The organism is Pedobacter chitinilyticus (genome assembly GCF_003313385.1).
Classification (GTDB): domain Bacteria; phylum Bacteroidota; class Bacteroidia; order Sphingobacteriales; family Sphingobacteriaceae; genus Pedobacter; species Pedobacter chitinilyticus.
The window spans coordinates 1,610,497-1,629,897 of sequence record NZ_QMHN01000001.1 but is presented as its reverse complement, the minus strand read 5'-3'; the positions used below and the strand labels follow the sequence as shown (position 1 = coordinate 1,629,897).

At 39.2% G+C, this 19,401-nt stretch carries 15 protein-coding genes; 6 read left to right on the top strand and 9 right to left on the bottom strand.

Annotated features, from left to right (window positions below; all coding sequences use genetic code 11):
• Nucleotides 1–67: 67 nt before the first annotated feature.
• Nucleotides 68–1,237 carry an RsmB/NOP family class I SAM-dependent RNA methyltransferase gene (locus tag DUT70_RS06790; RefSeq protein WP_113646490.1) on the top strand — a complete coding sequence of 390 codons (1,170 nt, stop codon included), beginning with the start codon at nucleotides 68–70 and terminating at the stop codon, nucleotides 1,235–1,237.
• Nucleotides 1,238–2,412: 1,175 nt separating this feature from the next.
• Here the strand turns inward: DUT70_RS06790 and DUT70_RS06780 are convergent.
• The 6 genes from DUT70_RS06780 to DUT70_RS06750 form a co-directional block, all read right to left on the bottom strand.
• Nucleotides 2,413–2,634: a hypothetical protein gene (locus DUT70_RS06780; protein ID WP_113646488.1), complete on the bottom strand. Its 222-nt coding sequence runs from the start codon at nucleotides 2,632–2,634 to the stop codon at nucleotides 2,413–2,415.
• Nucleotides 2,635–2,697: 63 nt separating this feature from the next.
• Nucleotides 2,698–3,273, bottom strand: a complete 576-nt coding sequence (locus DUT70_RS06775) for a MarC family protein (protein WP_113646487.1) — start codon at nucleotides 3,271–3,273, stop codon at nucleotides 2,698–2,700.
• Nucleotides 3,274–3,967: 694 nt separating this feature from the next.
• Entirely contained in the window at nucleotides 3,968–4,306 is a 339-nt protein-coding gene (locus DUT70_RS06765) for an endonuclease domain-containing protein (RefSeq protein WP_113646485.1), read from the bottom strand.
• A 307-nt stretch (nucleotides 4,307–4,613) separates the two neighbouring features.
• Nucleotides 4,614–5,753, bottom strand: a complete 1,140-nt coding sequence (locus tag DUT70_RS06760; RefSeq protein WP_113646484.1) for an exo-beta-N-acetylmuramidase NamZ family protein — start codon at nucleotides 5,751–5,753, stop codon at nucleotides 4,614–4,616.
• A gap of 446 nt (nucleotides 5,754–6,199) precedes the next feature.
• Nucleotides 6,200–7,879: an energy-dependent translational throttle protein EttA gene (ettA, locus tag DUT70_RS06755; protein ID WP_113646483.1), complete on the bottom strand. Its 1,680-nt coding sequence runs from the start codon at nucleotides 7,877–7,879 to the stop codon at nucleotides 6,200–6,202.
• A 449-nt stretch (nucleotides 7,880–8,328) separates the two neighbouring features.
• Complete coding sequence (locus tag DUT70_RS06750) at nucleotides 8,329–9,804, bottom strand: aminotransferase-like domain-containing protein (protein ID WP_113646482.1); 1,476 nt, start codon at nucleotides 9,802–9,804, stop codon at nucleotides 8,329–8,331.
• A gap of 167 nt (nucleotides 9,805–9,971) precedes the next feature.
• Here DUT70_RS06750 and DUT70_RS06745 point away from each other — a divergent pair, with 167 nt between their 5' ends.
• Nucleotides 9,972–11,840 carry a TonB-dependent receptor plug domain-containing protein gene (locus DUT70_RS06745; protein ID WP_113646481.1) on the top strand — a complete coding sequence of 623 codons (1,869 nt, stop codon included), beginning with the start codon at nucleotides 9,972–9,974 and terminating at the stop codon, nucleotides 11,838–11,840.
• A gap of 339 nt (nucleotides 11,841–12,179) precedes the next feature.
• Here DUT70_RS06745 and DUT70_RS06740 read toward each other — a convergent pair whose 3' ends face one another.
• Together DUT70_RS06740 and aqpZ are read right to left on the bottom strand one after the other, a co-directional pair.
• Nucleotides 12,180–12,644: a hypothetical protein gene (locus tag DUT70_RS06740; protein WP_113646480.1), complete on the bottom strand. Its 465-nt coding sequence runs from the start codon at nucleotides 12,642–12,644 to the stop codon at nucleotides 12,180–12,182.
• 499 nt (nucleotides 12,645–13,143) lie between these two features.
• On the bottom strand, nucleotides 13,144–13,842 hold the full coding sequence (aqpZ, locus tag DUT70_RS06735; protein ID WP_113646479.1) for an aquaporin Z: 699 nt from the start codon (nucleotides 13,840–13,842) through the stop codon (nucleotides 13,144–13,146).
• 149 nt (nucleotides 13,843–13,991) lie between these two features.
• Here aqpZ and DUT70_RS06730 point away from each other — a divergent pair, with 149 nt between their 5' ends.
• The 4 genes from DUT70_RS06730 (at nucleotide 13,992) to DUT70_RS06715 (ending at nucleotide 18,760) form a co-directional block, all read left to right on the top strand.
• Nucleotides 13,992–14,204 carry a hypothetical protein gene (locus DUT70_RS06730; protein ID WP_113646478.1) on the top strand — a complete coding sequence of 71 codons (213 nt, stop codon included), beginning with the start codon at nucleotides 13,992–13,994 and terminating at the stop codon, nucleotides 14,202–14,204.
• Between the two features lie 149 nt (nucleotides 14,205–14,353).
• Nucleotides 14,354–14,647, top strand: coding sequence for a GIY-YIG nuclease family protein (locus DUT70_RS06725; protein WP_113646477.1), 294 nt, complete (start codon nucleotides 14,354–14,356; stop codon nucleotides 14,645–14,647).
• A 423-nt stretch (nucleotides 14,648–15,070) separates the two neighbouring features.
• Nucleotides 15,071–17,752 (top strand): valine--tRNA ligase, encoded by a 2,682-nt coding sequence (locus DUT70_RS06720; RefSeq protein ID WP_113646476.1) that lies wholly within the window; start codon nucleotides 15,071–15,073, stop codon nucleotides 17,750–17,752.
• A 468-nt stretch (nucleotides 17,753–18,220) separates the two neighbouring features.
• Nucleotides 18,221–18,760: a hypothetical protein gene (locus DUT70_RS06715; RefSeq protein WP_113646475.1), complete on the top strand. Its 540-nt coding sequence runs from the start codon at nucleotides 18,221–18,223 to the stop codon at nucleotides 18,758–18,760.
• Between the two features lie 69 nt (nucleotides 18,761–18,829).
• On the opposite strand, the gene DUT70_RS06710 is transcribed toward DUT70_RS06715, so the two are convergent.
• On the bottom strand, nucleotides 18,830–19,222 hold the full coding sequence (locus tag DUT70_RS06710; RefSeq protein WP_113646474.1) for a VOC family protein: 393 nt from the start codon (nucleotides 19,220–19,222) through the stop codon (nucleotides 18,830–18,832).
• Between the last annotated feature and the right edge of the window lie 179 nt (nucleotides 19,223–19,401).

Genomic DNA, 19,401 nt, shown 5'->3' with positions numbered 1-19,401 from the left:
AAAAGAAGGTTGGCAGGGTAGTTTCAAATGAGCCAAACAACCAAAAAACAAACCAACTAAACAACTAATGAAAGTACACCATCACATCAGAGCATTTGAGCAGGTTTTAGCTAGTTACGATGGCAAATTGCCTTTGCATAGGCATTTGGTTGTGTATTTTAAACAAAACAAACAAATGGGTTCATCAGATAGGAGATGGGCCAGTAGATATATTTATAGTTATTTTAGACTAGGAAAAGCACTTTCAGATTTGCCTGCAATAGCGCGTTTAGCTGTTGCAGATTTTTTGTGCAACAATGACCTGAGCTTAATTACCCAACATGTTTTTCCTACAGCAGATCAACACATTACCGCCTCAATTACCGATAAAATCGCGATAGTAAAGGCGCAATATCCGAACTTTCAGTTAAAAGATGTTTTTCCTTTTAGCAAGGAACTATCGGAAGGAATAGACCAGCAGGAGTTTTTACTTTCATTATTTACACAGCCTGATTTGTTTATCCGTGTAAAGGAAACTCATTTACCTGCCATTAAAGCGAAGTTAGAAGAAGCAGGTGTGCCTGTGAAAGAACTTTCTGATACCACTTTGGCCTTGCCTAATGGTACTAAGTTGGAGCAAATTATTGATGATGCTCGTTTGTATCAGGTACAGGATTTCTCTTCACAAAAAACTGGGAACTATTTTAAGCCTAAACCTTATGAGTACTGGTGGGATTGCTGTGCGGCATCAGGAGGTAAATCCTTATTGATACACAGCTTAGAGCCCAAAGTGAAACTATTGGCAAGCGATTTAAGGGAAACCAGTTTGGGCAACCTGCAGGAACGTTTCCAATTGGCAGGCATTAAGGATTACCAGAAAAAAGCAATTGATCTGTTACAGAATAACGACCAGATATTGCACCATTACGAATTTGATGGTATTTTGCTGGATGCACCTTGCTCGGGCGCTGGCACTTGGGGACGTACGCCTGAAATGCTCTATTTTTTTGAAGCATATAAAGTGGCTAACTATGCAAAGCTACAAATGGCCATTGCAGAGAATGTAGTAAAATACTTAAAACCAGGTAAGCCGTTAATTTATATGACCTGTTCCGTTTTTAAAGAAGAAAACGAAGACATTGTTACCCATTTGCTAAAGAATTTTCCCTTAAAATTAGAAAGCAAGGAATTGATTGGTGGTTACCATGATAAGGCTGATAGCATGTTTGTAGCCAGATTGATCAAGGAACAGGAGTAATATATAGGGTGTCTCGTCATCTCGACTTTATGGAGAATTGAAAATCAACGCAGTTAAATTTTTGGACTGATATCTCTCCGCTACGGTCGAGATGACTCATTGCGAAAGTGAGTGCTGTATTCAGGGGAAAAACTAGTGAGATTTTCTTAAGTCCGAATGGCTGAAATGATTATAAAAAGAATAAAATAATCAATGAACCGCGAAGCGGAGACATTATTTGTACGTAGCTGCTACAAGCTAATGCTTACCCTTTAGCTTCCCTCGCACGTAGCTTATGGCCTCAAACAAAATAGCCAAGGCACCAACATAAACCGTAAATTGTTCAAATAAGTTCATCTACTGGGTTTCTTAATTAGATGAATATACGAAATTATTGTTACAGTTGTGGCTCAATAAAGCATGTGTTTTTATTGAGTTTCTTCCAAAAAATAACCCTATAACATCAATATTAACAATCTGAAACTCTTTTTATTAAGTCTTTGGTACAATAGGCAGCTTCTTATGTTCCGTCATTTAGACTTTATGGGATTGAAATTCAACGAAGTTAAGTCTTTGGATTTAGTGCTAGGAGTGATATTTATTAGCATGTAGAAAGATCTCTCCGCTGCGGTCGAGATGACGTACTATGAGCGTAAGTGCTATATTTGGATGCAAAGCGAAGTTGCTGCAATAGTTTAAATGTTTGCTTAGGCCTGGTGCGTGCCATCATCTTGACTTTATGGAGAGATCTTTGGACTTTGGAATAAGAGTGATGCTTATACGCAAAAAACGCCGACTATTTTCATAGCCGACGCCTATCAAATGATGATACACGCTCTCATTGTACCATCCTAGATAAAACCTCAGAGTTAGCTTGTTGATCTTTACGGCCAACTATCTTAATTCTTCCATAAATACGCGTTCCGCTACGTAAGCCTTTAAAAGTATATTCTGTGTTAGAGCTTACTTTTGAGTTCCATTTCGTATTTTCATCGCGTAGGCTATCCGTATATTCAAATGAATAAGACACTGCATTGGGATCGCGTTTACAAATAAATTTCAGTTCCCCTGCATTCACCCCATCTAGTAATTGTAATGTTGTGGAGAACAAAAGTCAATGTTATACAAAACATAAATCTTTGTTGATAGAGAAATCTTTTAAAGAAAAACTCAATTAATTAAGCTTTATGCCCATTTTAAGACTTATCATGATCTGGGAAAATAGCTTTATTGACTTCTTCCAAATCTATTTTAAGGTAGTCTCGGACGTGAAAAGTGGTTATAGGTATTGATTTGCGGAGACCGACATGATCTCTTATTTCCTCGTATAATTTATCAGCTAATTCAGGAGAACCTTCACAAAAAGGTTTCAGATCCATAGGGTACAAAACAACCCTGTTTCTTTTTTTGTTGTCCATAATGTAGATATTTGATAACTAAAATTAACAAATATTTTATAAGCAACAAATTATATGAAAATATTATAATCCTGTATTGGTTCTAAATAGTTTAATGGCAATGGCTAGTAAAATTACACCAAAACTTTTTCTTAGTACGTTTAATCCTGTTTTGCCCAACAGCTTTTCGAGCCTAGCCGTATTTTTAAGCACGAAATAAACAAACACCATGTTTAGGATGATGCCCACCAAAATATTTTCGGTACGGTATTCGGTTTTTAAGGATAATAAAGTGGTTAAAGAACCTGCACCTGCAATTAAAGGGAAGGCAAGGGGCACAATAGATACGGTTTCAGGTGCATCGTCCCTGAAAAAGTGGATGCCTAAAACCATTTCCATAGCAATAAAGAAAATAACCAGTGAACCTGCAATGGCAAATGATTGCACATCTACACCAATGACGCTTAATACGGCTTTACCTCCAAAAAGGAACAAAATCATGATAGCAGTGGCTACGATGGTTGCTTTTTCTGATTGGATGTGTCCAGCTTTTTTGCGCAAAGAGATGATCACTGGAATAGAGCCCAGGATATCAATGATGGCAAATAAGATCATGGAGGTAGATAAAATCTGATTGAAATCGAATTGCAAGCGGTCCATAGATTTATTTTTTTGTAAAAGTACGGCTTATTTGTTAATTAAAAATGTTTACCTCACATAGACTTACTTGAACCTCTCTCTAACTCTTCTGAAGTATCGGAACAGGTGCTACTTGGGAAGGAGAGAGGATTGATGGAGCTGGTTGGTATTGTGTTGCTAATAGGTTTGATACTTGCTTTGTCAAGTGCTTTTCTCTCCCTTTGAGCTAGAACCGAAGCACAGTGAGCTCATTGATACCAAAATGAATAACATACTTATCAATAGATGTCTGCAGGACAGAGAGGGTTTTGATACTAAACCTCTCTCTAACTCTTCCGAAGTATCGGAACAGGTTCTCCTTGAGAAGGAGAGAGGACTGATGGTGCTAGTTGGTATTGTGTTGCTAATAGGTTTGATTCTTGCTTTGCCAAGTGCTTTTCTCTCCCTTTGGGGGAGAACCGAAGCACAGTGAGCTCATTGATACCAAAATAAATAACGTACCTATCAATAGATGTCTGCAGGACAGAGAGGGTTTTGATACTAAACCTCTCTCTAACTCTTCCGAAGTATCGGAACAGGTTCTCCTTGGGAAGGAGAGAGGACTGATGGTGCTGGTTGGTATTGTGTTGCTAATAGGTTTGATACTTGCTTTGCTAAGCACTTTTCTCTCCCTTTGAGGGAGAGATGCCGAAGGCAGAGAGGGTTACAAAATATACTATTTAAACAATAGTTCTTCTAAATAATTGAGTACTGTTTCTGGATAATTTAATACAACGTCGTTTTCAAGTCTAATGACTTTATAGCCTTGTGTTTTTAAAACTTGTTCTCTATGTTCGTCGTATAGTACTTGCCCTAGGTTATCATGAACGCTTCCGTCTAATTCTATGATTAGTTTCAATTTTGGACAATAGAAATCTACAGTGTATCTACCTATTGTATGTTGTCTCCTAAATTTTAATTGATGAAAATGGCCTGCTCTAACTAGATTCCAAAAAGCAGTTTCAGCGGAAGTTTGGTTCTTCCTTAATTCTTTACGAAATGATTTGGCATCCATAGGTATTTGGTTGATATTTAAAAATAATCAAAATACTTGGGTAATTAAATATGAACCTCACCCTAGCCCTCTCCTTGGAAAAGAGAGAGGACTGGTGGTGCTGGTTTGTGCTTTGTTAAATGCTGTTCTCTCTCTTTTAGGGAGAGATGCCTACGAGGCAGAGAGGGTTCTTTATTTAAACCTCTCCCTAACCCTCTCCTTGAAAAGGCGAGGGGATTGGCAGTGCTGGTTGGTAATGTATTGCAAAATGGGTTTATGTTGTTGCTATGCAGTCTTGCAAAGTTTCAAAAACTTATTAATGCTTAAACTAATTTTTATACAAAAGGTAAGGTTCCATTTCAACTGCCCATTGAGGAACAGCTGTGGTTATTTGTCCCTTAATAATTTTTTGGAAGGCATGGGGTACGCCTAGCAGTTTGTCTAAATGTTTACTGCCGTCGGGATTTACATTGGTCAAGTAGTTTCTTTCCTGCAATTCAGCTGGAAATAGTTGGTGGATGATTTGGATTAACTTGATGAAATAGGCTACGGCTTTAAATTGAGTTGGCTGTACGGGTGTAATTTTTAGTCCATAACATTCTTCATTTTCATAAAGGCCAAAGCTAGGTGTGTAAGCTACCTTTTCAATTGTTGCTGTTGTTAATTGTTGTTCAACAGTTTTAGCCAGTAAATGGTGGTTGATCCATGGGGCTCCAAATTGTTGGAAAGCTTGATCGGTTCCACGTCCTTCGTTAATGTTTAGGCCTTCGAAAAGACAAGAACCAGGGTAAATATAAGTTACTTCTCTGTTTTGTATGGCTGGAGAAGTGGCGTGGAAATGGTAGTTGGTATTGGTAGTTCTATCCCAGTGCTTCATGGGGAGCACTTCTAAATTTAGTTGAGGGTAGTACATTGTCTTAAAGTATTGTGCCAACTCGCCAAAGGTACATTGGTGATTGATAGGTATTGGAAATCGGCCGATGAAAGAACTACATGCAGGAGTGAGCAGTGGTCCTTCGGCCATTTCGAGGTGGCTGGCAATTGGATTGGGTCTGTCTAGTATCAAGATGGGTGTATGGTACTTTTCGCAGCTTTCCATTACATAGCTCATGGTCCATAGATAAGTGTAAAACCTTGATCCAATATCGGGCAGGTCTACAATGACCAAATCTAAATCGGCTAGATCTTCTCTGCTAGGTGCTAGTTTTTCGCTATAAAGACTGATGATGGGCAGTTGAGTGAGTTGGTCTATTTGATGATGGATAAACTTTCCGTCTTCGCCAGTGGTATCAAAACCATGTTCTGGTCCGAAAATTTTAATGAGGTTAAATCCTGATTGTTGTAGTGCTAGCCCGGTATTGGTGCCGTTTTGGGCTACCGAAGCTTGGTTACAAACTAAACCAATTCGGGCTTGTAGGTAGGGTTGCGGGTTTGCTAGCAGGACATCGATACCAAATTGAACTTTCATGGTTTTAAGGTAGGGAAAAATATAGGGTTTAGGAAAGGGGGAGTTGTTTTTAATATAACCACCTAAGACATTTTAGTTCATTTTAGAGGGTCGATGTATTTGATAGACTTATTGTTGGAATGACATAATGTGATTTATGGCATTGGCCTTGTATTCTGTCATTCAGAGTATAGTGAAGAATCTTTTTTGCGCCGATTGAGGATTTACTTCGTAGCTGCTTCGCGGTCCTCGTTGCCCTGGGAATAAGAGGAAAGGCACTGCTCTTTGTATTTTAGCCCCGACAGTAATGGAAAGCCCACAGGTTGAGGAACGAAACCGAGGACTTGTAATGGATGGCGGGACTATCGGGAGTTAGCTGTAGTGTTTTTGCGCTTCGAAAAAAAATGATTTCATATTGCTTTAAAAGAAAAAAGGCGCCTGTTATAGACGCCTTTTTAAGGATGGGTTTATCCCAGTTTTTTATATCTAATTCTTTTAGGGGTTACATCGCCTAAACGTTTCTTGCGGTTCTCTTCGTAATCGGAGTAGTTGCCTTCGAAGAAATATACTTGCGAATCGCCTTCGAAAGCTAAGATGTGTGTACAGATACGATCTAGGAACCACCTATCGTGGGAAATAACCACGGCACAACCACCAAAGTTTTCTAGTGCTTCTTCTAGGGCACGTAGGGTATTTACGTCGATGTCGTTGGTAGGCTCATCTAGTAATAGTACGTTGGCGCCTTCTTTTAGGGTAATGGCCAAGTGTACACGGTTACGCTCACCGCCCGATAGTACGCCAACTTTCTTTTGCTGATCGGCTCCGTTAAAGTTAAACTTGGATACGTAAGCTCTTGAGTTTACTTGTTTGTTGCCTAATAGCATGTTGTCTAGGCCATCAGTAATGTTTTCGTAAACGGTTTTCTCGGGGTTGAGGTCGTTATGCATTTGATCTACATAACCCAACTTTACGGTTTCGCCTACTTTAAAATCGCCGCTGTCTGGCTGCTCTTGTCCTGTAATTAAACGAAATAGGGTGGTTTTACCTGCACCGTTTGGACCAATGATACCGACAATACCTGCTGGTGGTAGGGAGAAGCTTAAATCTTCGAATAGTAATTTGCCATCGTAAGCTTTGGAGATGTTGTTGGCTTCGATGACTACGTTACCTAAACGAGGTCCTGCAGGGATGAATAGCTCTAGTTTTTCTTCGCGTTCTCTTCCGTCTTCGCTAGCTAGTTTGTCGTAGTTTGATAAACGGGCTTTTGATTTGGCGTGACGTGCTTTTGGTGCCATACGCACCCACTCTAACTCGCGCTCTAATGCTTTTTGACGCTTGCTTTCGGTTTTTTCTTCTTGTGCTAGGCGTTTGGCCTTTTGCTCTAACCATGAAGAGTAGTTACCTTTCCATGGAATGCCTTCGCCACGGTCAAGTTCTAAAATCCATCCAGCAACGTTATCAAGGAAGTACCTATCGTGGGTTACTGCAATTACGGTTCCTTCGTAGTTTTGTAGGAACTGTTCTAACCAGTCGATACTTTCGGCATCCAAGTGGTTGGTAGGCTCATCTAACAGCAATACGTCTGGCGATTGCAGTAGTAAACGGCACATGGCTACACGACGGCGCTCACCTCCTGATAGTACACTGATTTTGGTGTCTGGGTCTGGACAACGCAAGGCATCCATGGCACGTTCAAGCTTATTGTCAAGCTCCCAGGCGTTGGAAGCGTCGATTTTGTCTTGTAGCTCGCCTTGGCGTTGCATCAATTTGTCCATTTTATCGGCATCAGAATAGTTTTCTTCTAAGCCAAATGCTTCGTTGATTTCTTCATATTCTTTAAGGATGGCAGTAATTTCGGCTACACCTTCTTCTACTACTTCGCGTACGGTTTTTTCTGGATCAAGTTCTGGTTCCTGTGCCAAATAGCCTACTGAGTAACCTGGAGAAAATACGACCTCACCTTGGATAGCTTTATCTAAGCCTGCAATGATTTTTAATAGGGATGATTTACCTGATCCGTTTAAACCTACAACGCCAATTTTGGCGCCGTAAAAGAAGGATAAGTATATATTTTTTAAAACCTGTTTTTGTGGCGGATAAATCTTGCTTACCCCAGCCATTGAAAAGATTATTTTTTCGTCTGACATGTTAAAAATTTTGTTTGTGCAAAGATGCCATTTATTTTGGGAGATAAAAACGGTTTGGAGCTTAGATGTTTTTTTACTGGCTTAGATGTTTGATTTTTTGAACCACTTTAGAAATTTAAGAACATTTTAGTTTTTAAACATTAAGGCATGAAGAGACATTAAGTTTGGTGTCGTCTTAATTATCTTAATTTCTTAATGGTTTATTTTTTGAACCACCTTAGCCACCTGAGAACATTTTAGTTTTTTTAACATTAAGGCATGAAGGGGCATTAAGTTTTGTATCGTCTCAATTATCTTGATTTCTTAATGGTTTATTTTTTGAACGACCTTAGACATTTAAGAATATGTTAGTTTTTAGGATAGGTCTTAGATGTACTAAGGTTTCTTAGGTGGTAATTTAAGATTCTTCGCTACGATCTGAATGACAGCAGAGCTCACTAAACAAGCAACTAACCAACCAAACAACTACTCATAATTTCCAAGCTTCTTTCCATTTCTTCTGTGGTTAAATGTCCAAAGCCAATGCGCATGGCGGTAGTTTTTTTATTTTGATAAAGGATGTTTTTAGGGATGAACAAATCTTTGGTTCGGCAGTCTTTAGCAAGTTTTAACAGGGAGATGGGGGTGTTCCATTCGGCCCAAATGGCTAGGCCACCTGTAGGTACATTAAATGAAAGCTGTGTGGTGAAATGTTTGGCCAACAGTGCGCAACAATTGTTTCGTCGTTCGAGGTAAACTTTTAATGATTTTTTAAGGTGACGGTGAATATCGCCCTCGGCAATCATTTCCCCTAAAACCTGTTCCATGACCAAATCGCCCTGCCGATCTAAAATGCCCATGTATTTCTGCATTTCGTGGATAAGGTTTTGAGGGGCAACTACAAAGCCAGTACTAAAGGAGGGGGCTAGGGATTTGCCAAAAGAACCTACGTAAATCACCATTCCACTTAAATCGGCACTAGCTAGGGGCATCACCGTACTTTTCTCGTATTGGAAATCGTAGTCGTAATCGTCCTCAACTATAATAAAACCATATTCCTGTGCTAATTGAAGTAGTTGTACCCGTCGTTGCGCACTTAAGGTAACGGTGGTAGGGTAGTGGTGGTGTGGGGTAATGTACACCATTCGCACTTTAGAGGTCTTCAGTTTTTCGGCCAAATGATCCACATCAATCCCATTTTCGTCTACAGGTAAGGTTTTGATATGGGCACCAGCCTTATGGAAAATCATATTGGCGGTAAAAAGGCTCAGCTCCCCTACAAATACGGTATCACCTTGTTCAATTAAAAGCTGGGCAATAATGTAGAGGCTCATTTCGGTACTTCGGGTAATGAGTAGGTTGTTTTTAGAGATGTGCAGACCGCGGGAGATATTGAGATAATTGCTGAGCTGTTCCTTAAAGTACATGCCATCCTGCGAACTGCTTGCAGACATTTTTTGACGCATGTTTTTGCGTTTCATTGAGGCGCTATAAAGACCAGAAAGGTAATGTACTTGGGTTAAGCGGATATCTGGACTGCCGTCGTTAAATTGGTAGTGGCAAGTCGCTTGCTCAAAAGGATCATCTAAAATACTGGATTGTTTGAAGCTGTATCCTGTTTGGGTGGGGTAATGCGCTAACGAAACCAAGGCATCATATGGACGCTCGCTGTTGGTTTTGTTGTCCATTATATAAGCACCTTTATTAGGGTGTATGGCTATCCAGCCTTGGTGGTGTAGGTCTTCATAAGCTGCAATAACCGTTTTGCGATGCAATTGTAATAGCTCGCTCAGGGTACGACTACCTGGCATTTTACTACCTGGCATTAAATATCCTCGTTGAATGGCATTAATGAGCTGCTGTGCCAACTGTAAAAAAATAGGTGTTTTGGCATTTCTGTCTAATTGTATAAAACTTAGAAAAGGGATTTTAGCCGGACTACTCATATTCTTAAAACTGGACTACTTTAATGTTCCGGAAAGATACGAGTTTTGCGCCAAGTTAGGTATCGGAAGACATTTAACTGCAAAGACACAAAGAATACGAAGAAGCTACTGGGTTAGCTAAGCATTGCCACTTTGAAACATTTCAACCTTTAAAAATAAAAACAATAATGAAGAGAATTTTACTGTCGATTCTTACGCTCACCTCAACTTTCACTTTTGCCCAAGAAAACAAGCAGGACACTACTAAGTTGAATGAAATTATCATTTCTGAAAATAGGCTACAAACTCCTTTTTCCAAACAGGCCCGAAACATTCAACTGATTACCAAGGAACAAATTGCCCAAATGCCTGTAAAATCTATCAATGAGGTTTTGAGCTTTATTGCTGGCGCTGATGTACGTCAACGTGGACCATTTGGTACGCAGGCAGATATCAGTATTGATGGGGGGAGCTTTGAGCAAACCCTTATTTTGCTGAATGGTGTAAAAATATCTGATGTTCAAACGGCTCACCATTCCATGAATATACCTGTGCCTTTATCGGCAATCGAGCGTATAGAGGTGCTAAAAGGCCCTGCAGCAAGGGTTTATGGCATTAATGCTTTAACAGGTGCTATCAACATTGTTACCAAAGCAAGTAAACAATCTGCTATAGATGTGAACCTTCAAGCAGGTTCTTCTTTTGATGATAAAGCCGTTGGCGATGGTAAGGGCATTTACGGTGGTGCAGCGGCTCAAGTTGCTATCAATATGGCAGGTAAAAACAGTCAGCATTTGGTTGGCTTTGGCGTTACCGATTATAATGGACAACGTTATAATAGTAGCACTTATGACCATAAATTTTTCTATCAAGGGAATATCGATTTCAATGAAAACAACAAGTTGAACTTGATGGGTGGCTACATTAACAATGCTTTTGGTGCTAGCGGATATTATGCCGCTCCTGGTGATAAAGAGGCTTTTGAAATTGTGGAGACTGCTTTGTTTGCGGTTGGCTCATCGCATCAATTGAGCAAAAACTTTAATATTCGTCCGCGAGTAAGTGCCCGTTACAACTGGGATGATTATCGTTATTTTCGTAATGATTTAACCAGAGCTAGGTCGTTGCATCAAACTGGTGTATGGTCGGCAGAGTTGAACAGTACTTTACGTTCTACCATTGGTGATTTTGGTTTTGGGGTAGAAAGCCGTTCTGAAGATATTAACAGTACCAATATTGGCGATAGGGAAAGGTATAACCATGGTGCTTATGTAGAATATAAGACTGAAGCACTTAAAAATCTGCTTTTAAATATCGGTACTTATGTAAATTACAATACGCAATATGGTTGGCAGGCTTTCCCTGGTTTAGATGCTGCTTATTTGTTTGCTCCAAAATGGAAGCTGGCATTTAATGTGGGTTCTAGTCAGCGTATCCCTTCGTTCACTGATTTGTATTTGAACCAACGTCCAGGGAATATTGGGAATCCTAATTTAACTTCCGAAAATGCTTGGCAGTATGAGCTTTCATTGCAATACAAATCGGATAACTTTAATGTACAAGGTGGATATTTTTATCGTAATATTTCAGATTTTATTGATTGGGTAAGGAATTCTTCTGCGGTGCCTTATCAGCCACAAAATTTTGGAAACAATAAAATTCAAGGCTTTAACGTGGGGATTGGACAATCCATCAATTTTAACAGTAGAAGTAATTTAAGTTATCAGTTGAGTTATAACTACCTGCATGCAGGTGAAATGAGCTACGCAAGCAATGTAACCTCTAAGTATGTGTTGGAAAACTTGAAACACCAAGCGTTAGGTAGATTGATTTATAAATACACGAATTGGCAATTAACGCTAGCGGGGAGATGGATAGAAAGAGAACTGAAAAATCCGTACCTGATTGCTGATGTACGCTTATTGTACGGTAAACAAAACTGGAACGTTTATACCGAAGTAACCAATCTTTTAAATAAAAATTATATCGAAGTAGCTGCCGTGCCATTGCCAAAACGTTGGTTCGCTTTAGGTGCTAATTATCGTTTTACTTTATAGTTGGTTCATTGGTTCATTCCGTTAACTGGTTCATTAGTTCATTCCGTTCATTGGTTCAATGGTGCGTCATCTCGACTGAAGCACAGCGGAATGGAGAGATCTTTGGATATTGGCTAATTGAAGAAATGAAGGGTTATTGAGGAAACCTCTCCCTAGCCCTTCCGAAGTATCGGAACAGGTGCTCCTTAAAAAGGAGAGGGTATTTTTAGTGCTAAATCATTTTTGTACTGCAAACACCAAAAATACCAAAGCCTTTCCTGAGTACTGTTCTCTTCCTTAAAGGCAGAAAGGGGTTTACTTCATTTGAATATCAATAATAATGATAGTTCGTATATGGGTTTAAGATTTTATTTCAATATCCAATTGTCTACCTTCAGCAAATGCTTTTTTATCCATGGATGAGCCAACGGCTGCGCCAATAGCCATCCCTATAGGCAAACCTACAGCCATTAAACCAATGTTGCCAACACTTAAACCAAAAGACACACCGATAGGCAGACCAAAGGCAGTAAAGCCAAGTAACATCCAAAGGTTTCTGTAATGGTTTTTGGTCACTATTTTATGTTCCTTCTCTACTTGTTTTAAGATAGCTGTTTGCGCTTGTTTGACTAGTTTTCTTAAATCGTTACCCGTAACGGAAGAAGCATTAATAGTTTCAATAAACGCATTGATGGATTTAATTAAGTCTTCGTTCAGTTGTTTTTTTCTCAGCTCATTAAGCACTACCCCAAACTGGGCATAGATACTGCCTAATTTCATATCGTTGGCTAAATCAGTTCTCTCTTTTAAATCAATGATGGTCATATGATTGGTTTATGTGCGTATGGTGAAGTAATGATAAAACAAATTAAAGGAAACCATTTGATTTATGGATGTTTTATTTTGATCCACTTTAGACATTGAACATTTTACTCTGTGGGTAGGTCTTAGATGGTTCAAAAAAATTAAACACCTAAGACACCTAAGAACATTTTAGTTTTTTAAACATTAAGGCATGAAGGGACATTAAGTTTTTAGTATCGTCTTAATTTTTTAATGGTTGATTTTCAGATACATTTTAGATATTTAAGAAGATTTTAATCTTTTGATAGGCTTAGATGAACTAAGGTGTCTTAGGTGGTTCAAATGAAAATGAACACCTAAGAATATTTTAGTTTTTTAAACATTAAGGCATGAAGGGACATTAAGTTTTAGTATCTTCTTAATTTCTTAATGGTTATTTTTTTGAACCACTTTAGACAGCTTAGCACCAAGACTTACGAAGTTTCAATACTCCGTAAGTCTATCATATAATGAAGCAAAATTAATCAGTGTGTTGTTCTTTGCTATCGCTATCAAAAAACCTGTAAATCAATCCGGCAATGATAGCTCCCAAAATTGGAAATAAAATAAATAGCCAAAGCTGAGACAATGCCCAATCGCCAACAAATACGGCCTGACTAATGCTTCTAGCAGGATTTACGGAAGTGTTAGTTACTGGAATACTAATCAGGTGGATCAATGTAAGTGCCAATCCAATAGCTATCCCAGCAAAGCCTTTCGGTGCTCTTTTATCGGTTGCTCCTAAAATAATGATGAGGAACATAAAAGTCATTACCGTTTCAGTAACAATAGCCGAGTTCATGCTGTAACCTCCTGGCGAATGTTCGCTATAACCATTTGCAGCAAAATTGCCAATGCTGCTTCCATTGCCAGTAGCAATTACGTACAATACGGCTGCCGCGGCAATAGCACCTAAAACTTGAGAAATGATGTAGGGCAAAACGTCTTTAAAGCTAATTCGACCACCCGCCCATAAGCCAACAGTTACTGCTGGGTTTAAATGTGCACCCGAAATATGCCCTAAAGCATAAGCGATGGTAAGTACTGTTAAACCAAAGGCCATAGATACGCCAACTAGCCCAATGCCTACGTTGGGGAAGGCAGCAGCTAATACCGCACTGCCACAACCTCCCAGTACCAACCAAAAGGTGCCTAAAAATTCAGCTAAGTTTTTTTTCATTGTTTTTCATTTAAGTTTCCTAATCGTAAGGCTTTTCGGTTACGCCCCGTTTTTTAAAGTGGGTTCTGGTCTCCACTTATGCTTGTGGGATTAATCATCAAATGACGGGGTAGGAGCAAGAAAAAAGAGAAGAATTTAAACCAGTGCTGATGGGAAGATATTGCTTATATTATTGGACGGTGCTGGTTTATCTGAAAGTTTCGGTAGGTGATGACGGTGACGGAAAGTGCGCTTTATGGAGCGCGAAAGTATTGATACAAAGTGAGCGGATGCCAAATTCGCATTTTTTTGAATTTGAGGTTGAAGTAGGCAATGACATTGTTTGCCTTAAACACTGCTGTGCAGTGGTTATGTTTGGTTAGATGCATTTTTACAATAGGTATACTCAAACTTAATAAAAAAATGTTTTTTATCAAATGGTGATTAAGTTTTTTAACGTCAGTGGTTTAAGGGTAGGTTGTTTGCGAATGTTTGTTTGATTATATTGAATATAATTAACTAATTATATTGTATGGAAAGGGGAGGTTGTGTATACATAATGACTAACGTATACAATACAGTGTTGTATATCGGCGTGACTTCTGATTTATTTTCAAGAGTAACTCAGCATAGAAATAAACTTTATCCGAAATCTTTTACTGCAAAATATAATTGCTATAAACTAGTGTATTATTGTTTTTATTCTACTATTGTTGAAGCCATAGCCAATGAAAAGAGATTAAAGAAATGGAATAGGGATTGGAAGATTAAATTAATTGCTACTGAAAACCCTAATTGGATAGATTTATTTAATGAAGATTTGTAATTGCTTTTAGGGTGCTTGAATATAGCCATGTGTTTCATTGTTCCGTCATTCCCGTGCATACGGGAATCTTAAGTCGTTGAAATACCTGCTAAGGCATTACGATACCCAATCGAGTTGGGTATGACGACCAATCGAGTTGGCAATGACGATAGGGCTAAGTTGGTTCAAGATATCATCAATTGGCTTGGTGTTGATAGCCCTTCGAGTTTACTTAGCACCCATCGTTAAAGCATCATTCTCTGCATACGGGAATCTTAAGTCGTTGATAATACCTGCTAAGGCATTACGATGCCCAATCGAGTTGGGTATGACGACCAGTCGAGCTGGCAATGACGGTAGGGCAAAGGTCTTACAAAGTATCATCCCCCTTTAAAATCTCCTTAATAAACCATATTTTTGCATTAAATTTTTTTTACCATATAAATGAGTATATCTACAAAATACAATCCGCAAGAAACAGAAGAAAAATGGTACAGCTACTGGTTGGATAAACATTTTTTCCACTCAGAGCCTGATGAGCGTGAACCTTATACCATCGTCATCCCGCCACCAAACGTTACGGGAGTTTTGCACATGGGGCACATGCTTAATAATACCATTCAGGATGTATTGATCCGTAAGGCTCGTATGCAGGGTAAAAACGCTTGCTGGGTTCCTGGTACCGACCATGCCTCTATTGCTACGGAAGCTAAGGTAGTAGCCATGCTTAAAGAAAAAGGCATTAATAAAAAAGACATCACTCGTGAAGAGTTTTTGAAATATGCTTGGGAGTGGAAAGAAAAATACGGCGGCATTATCCTGGAACAGTTAAAGAAACTTGGTGCAAGCTGCGATTGGGACAGAACTCGTTTTACCATGGAAGAAGATCTTTCAGATGCGGTAATCAACAGTTTTATCCATTTGTATAAAAAGGGAAATATTTACCGTGGCGTACGTATGGTAAACTGGGATCCAGCAGGTAAAACTGCGGTATCTGATGAGGAGGTAATCCGTAAGGAAGTAAACCAGAAGCTGTACTATATCCATTACCATATTGCAGGTACTGCCAAAGATATTTTAGATGAAACCACTTGCTTAACCATTGCCACTACTCGCCCTGAAACGATTATGGCCGATAGTGCCATTTGTATCAATCCTAACGACGAGCGTTACAAACATCTGCATGGTAAAAAAGTATTTGTGCCTTTAATTAATCGCGAAATACCCATCATTTTAGATGATTATGTGGAGATGGATTTTGGAACAGGATGTTTAAAAGTAACTCCTGCCCACGATTTAAATGACTACGAACTTGGTTTAAAACATCATTTGCCAGTAATCGATATTTTAAATGATGATGGTACCTTAAATGATAAAGCAGAGATTTTAATTGGTGAAGACCGCTTTATTGCCCGTAAAAAGATTGCCAAAATGCTGGAAGAAGCTGGTCATTTACAAAAGGTAGAAGATTATAAATCACAAGTAGGTTTCTCGGAACGTACCGATGCCGTAATTGAGCCTAAACTTTCGTTACAATGGTTCAGCAAAATGGAAGAGTTGGCTAAACCTGCCTTGGAAGAGGTGTTGAATGGCGAAGTGAAATTGATTCCTGAGAAATTTATCAATACCTACCGTCATTGGATGGAAAACGTAAAGGATTGGTGTATCTCTCGTCAATTATGGTGGGGACAACGCATTCCTGCTTGGTATTTCCAACACGAAGAACCTGTAGTGGCTAAAACCAAAGAAGAGGCGATAGAGGAGCTGATTAACCGTGTGCCTGAACGCAGGGATTGGAGTGAAGAAAGCAAAGCTGGTTTTAGGAAACAAGCCGAAGAATTTATTACACAAGATGAAGATGTAATGGATACTTGGTTCTCGTCATGGTTATGGCCAATTTCTGTTTTTGATGGTTTTAAAAATCCTGACAATAAAGATTTCAATTACTATTATCCAACCAATGATTTGGTAACAGCTCCAGAGATTTTGTTCTTCTGGGTAGCTCGTATGATCATGGCTGGAAAGGAGTTTACGGGCAAGAAGCCATTTACTAATGTGTACTTAACAGGTATCGTTCGTGATAAGCTGGGCCGTAAAATGTCTAAATCACTAGGTAACTCTCCAGACCCAATTGGTTTAATTGAGCAATATGGTGCCGATGGAGTACGAGTAGGCATGTTGATGTCTTCGCCAGCAGGTAACGATTTAATGTTCGATGAAGCGTATTGTGAGCAAGGCAGGAACTTTGCCAATAAGATTTGGAATGCCTTCCGTTTGGTAAAAGGATGGGAGGTTGATGCTTCTTTGGCTAATCCTAACGAGCAGGCCATTGCTTGGTTCGAAAGTCGTTTTAGTGAAGCTTTAACGGAAATTGAACATAATTTTAAACAGTATCGTTTATCGGAAGCTTTAATGGCAACTTATAAGCTGGTATGGGACGATTTCTGTGCTTGGTACCTTGAGATGGTGAAACCTGCTTATCAACAGCCTGTTGATGCGGCCACCAGAGCGGCGTCAGTGAAGTTCTTTGAGCAGATTTTAAGGTTATTGCATCCGTTTATGCCGTTCATTACTGAAGAACTTTACCATGATGAACTGTTTGGTGAACGTGGTGAAATGGAATGCTGTATCGTAGCCGATTATCCTACAGTAGGAGAGGTGAATGAAGCTTTATTGAAAGAAGCTGAGTTGATCAAGGGTTTGGTTTCGGAAATTAGAAATGTAAGAAATACTCGTCAGATTTCTCCTAAAGAAGCTTTAGCGTTGAATATCAAAATTAATTCTGATGTAGTTTACGATAACTGGCTGAACATCGTTTGCAAGCTGGCTAACATTAGCAAAGCTGAAGTGGTCAACGATAAAGTAGCGGGAGCAGCTGGTTTTATGGTAGGTAAGGATGAGTTCTTTATTCCTTTAAGCCAAAATATTGATGTAGAAGCAGAAAAGGAACGTTTAATCAAAGAACTGGAGTATCTGCAAGGTTTCCTTAAATCGGTAGATGCGAAGTTGAGCAACGAACGTTTTGTACAGAATGCAAAACCAGAAATTATTCAAAATGAGCGGAACAAAAAAGCTGATGCCGAATCGAAAATAGCAACTATTCAGGAAAGTTTAGCGGCTTTGTAGTTGGGTTGCGGGTTTTGAGTTACGGGTTACGAGTTTTGTAACGCATGATCATATTAAAGCCTTTCAGTTGATACTGGAAGGCTTTTTTGTAGTAAACTTACCATGTCACTGTGGCGTCATTCCCGCGCAGGCGGGAATCTTAAAGCGTCATAAGACCTGCCATGGGCATTACGATACCCAATCGAGTTGGGTATGACGGCCAGTCGAGCTGGGCATGATGACCAGTCTAGCTGGCAATGCCAGTCAATTGACTTGAGTATTTGCTTTTCAGCAGCTAGAATTTAACAAAGCCTACTAATGCATTACGATACCCAATCGAGTTGGGTATGACGGCCAATTGTGTTGGGTATGTGCTTTTTAGACATTAGCAGTAAGAGAGAGCCTAAACGTATTAAACCTTTTACAAGCAAATTAGCTGTTTTTAACGAAAACTTACTTTCTTTAACTTTATAATTAAAATTGCCAAATATGAAGAGATTATTCCTAATATTAATAGCAGCTGTGGCTGTATCGTGTACTAGTAATCAACCTAAAGAAACTGTTGCACCTTCTAATGTTTTTGTGGAGCAAAAGGTAAATGAATTTATTGCACAGCATCCAGAATGGACCAGTGGTGAAACGGCTAATGAAGAAATTACTGAAAAATTTAAAAGGGAAGTGATTAGGTGGAGCAATGAGGAACAGTTTCTTAATGAAATGCCTATGCAGTTTAAAGGCTTAAGGGATACCTTGCTTAATGGTCAAGGCTTTAAGATTGCGACTTTTACTGGTTATAACGACAATACTCGTCCATCAGGTTCAGTGCTCAACTATATCCAATTACAGATTGATGGCATTGTGCCAAATGATTTGTTGAAAGACTTGAATAAAGATAAGAATTATCACCTCACAGGAATGCTTTACAAACAAGGCAAACGTGCTGATGTGAAGGTAATTAAAGTAGCGGATTTTAAAGGATACGATTTGGGTAAATACACCTTCTCTATCACCAAAGTGAAACCGTTGTAGACTGTTTACTATCGGCTTTTTTTCTAAATAATCGATGATATGCTTACTTAAAACCTCTGTTTTTATGGTTTATCCCATTGGGGTGCAGATCTCAATCAAAAATCCATCGATGTCTCTTAGATAAGCCACCGTTTGTCCCCAAGGTTTTTGTTTGGGCGCTGCTACTTTTGTAGCACCATTTTCTGCAGCCACTTCGAATATTTCATTTACATCATCGGTAACAAAACCTAATTCGATGGCAAAAGGCTTATCGCTGAGCTCGCTAGGGGTAAAGCCGTCTTTCAAGTTGGAAGCAGCTAAGGTATGTGAAGCAAAGGAAATCGTCGTGTTTCCAGTATCTAGTTCTGCATAATCATTGTCGGGAGTGATGAATTTTCTGGTAAAACCGAAGGCTTTTTCATAAAACTCAATTGATTTTGTAACGTCGTTAACGTAAAGAATAGTGTATCCAAATTTGACCATAGCGCCTGATAATTGATACTCAAAGTTAAGGTTAAATGACGTAGGAACATAGGTTTGTTAACGATTAATAAAACCCTCTCCGCTGTGCGGTTTCTATTGATGGTTGTTTATTTTGTTTTGGTATCAATGAGCTCGCTACGCTTCGGTTCTCCCTGGTAGGGAGAGAGGAGTGCTTGGGA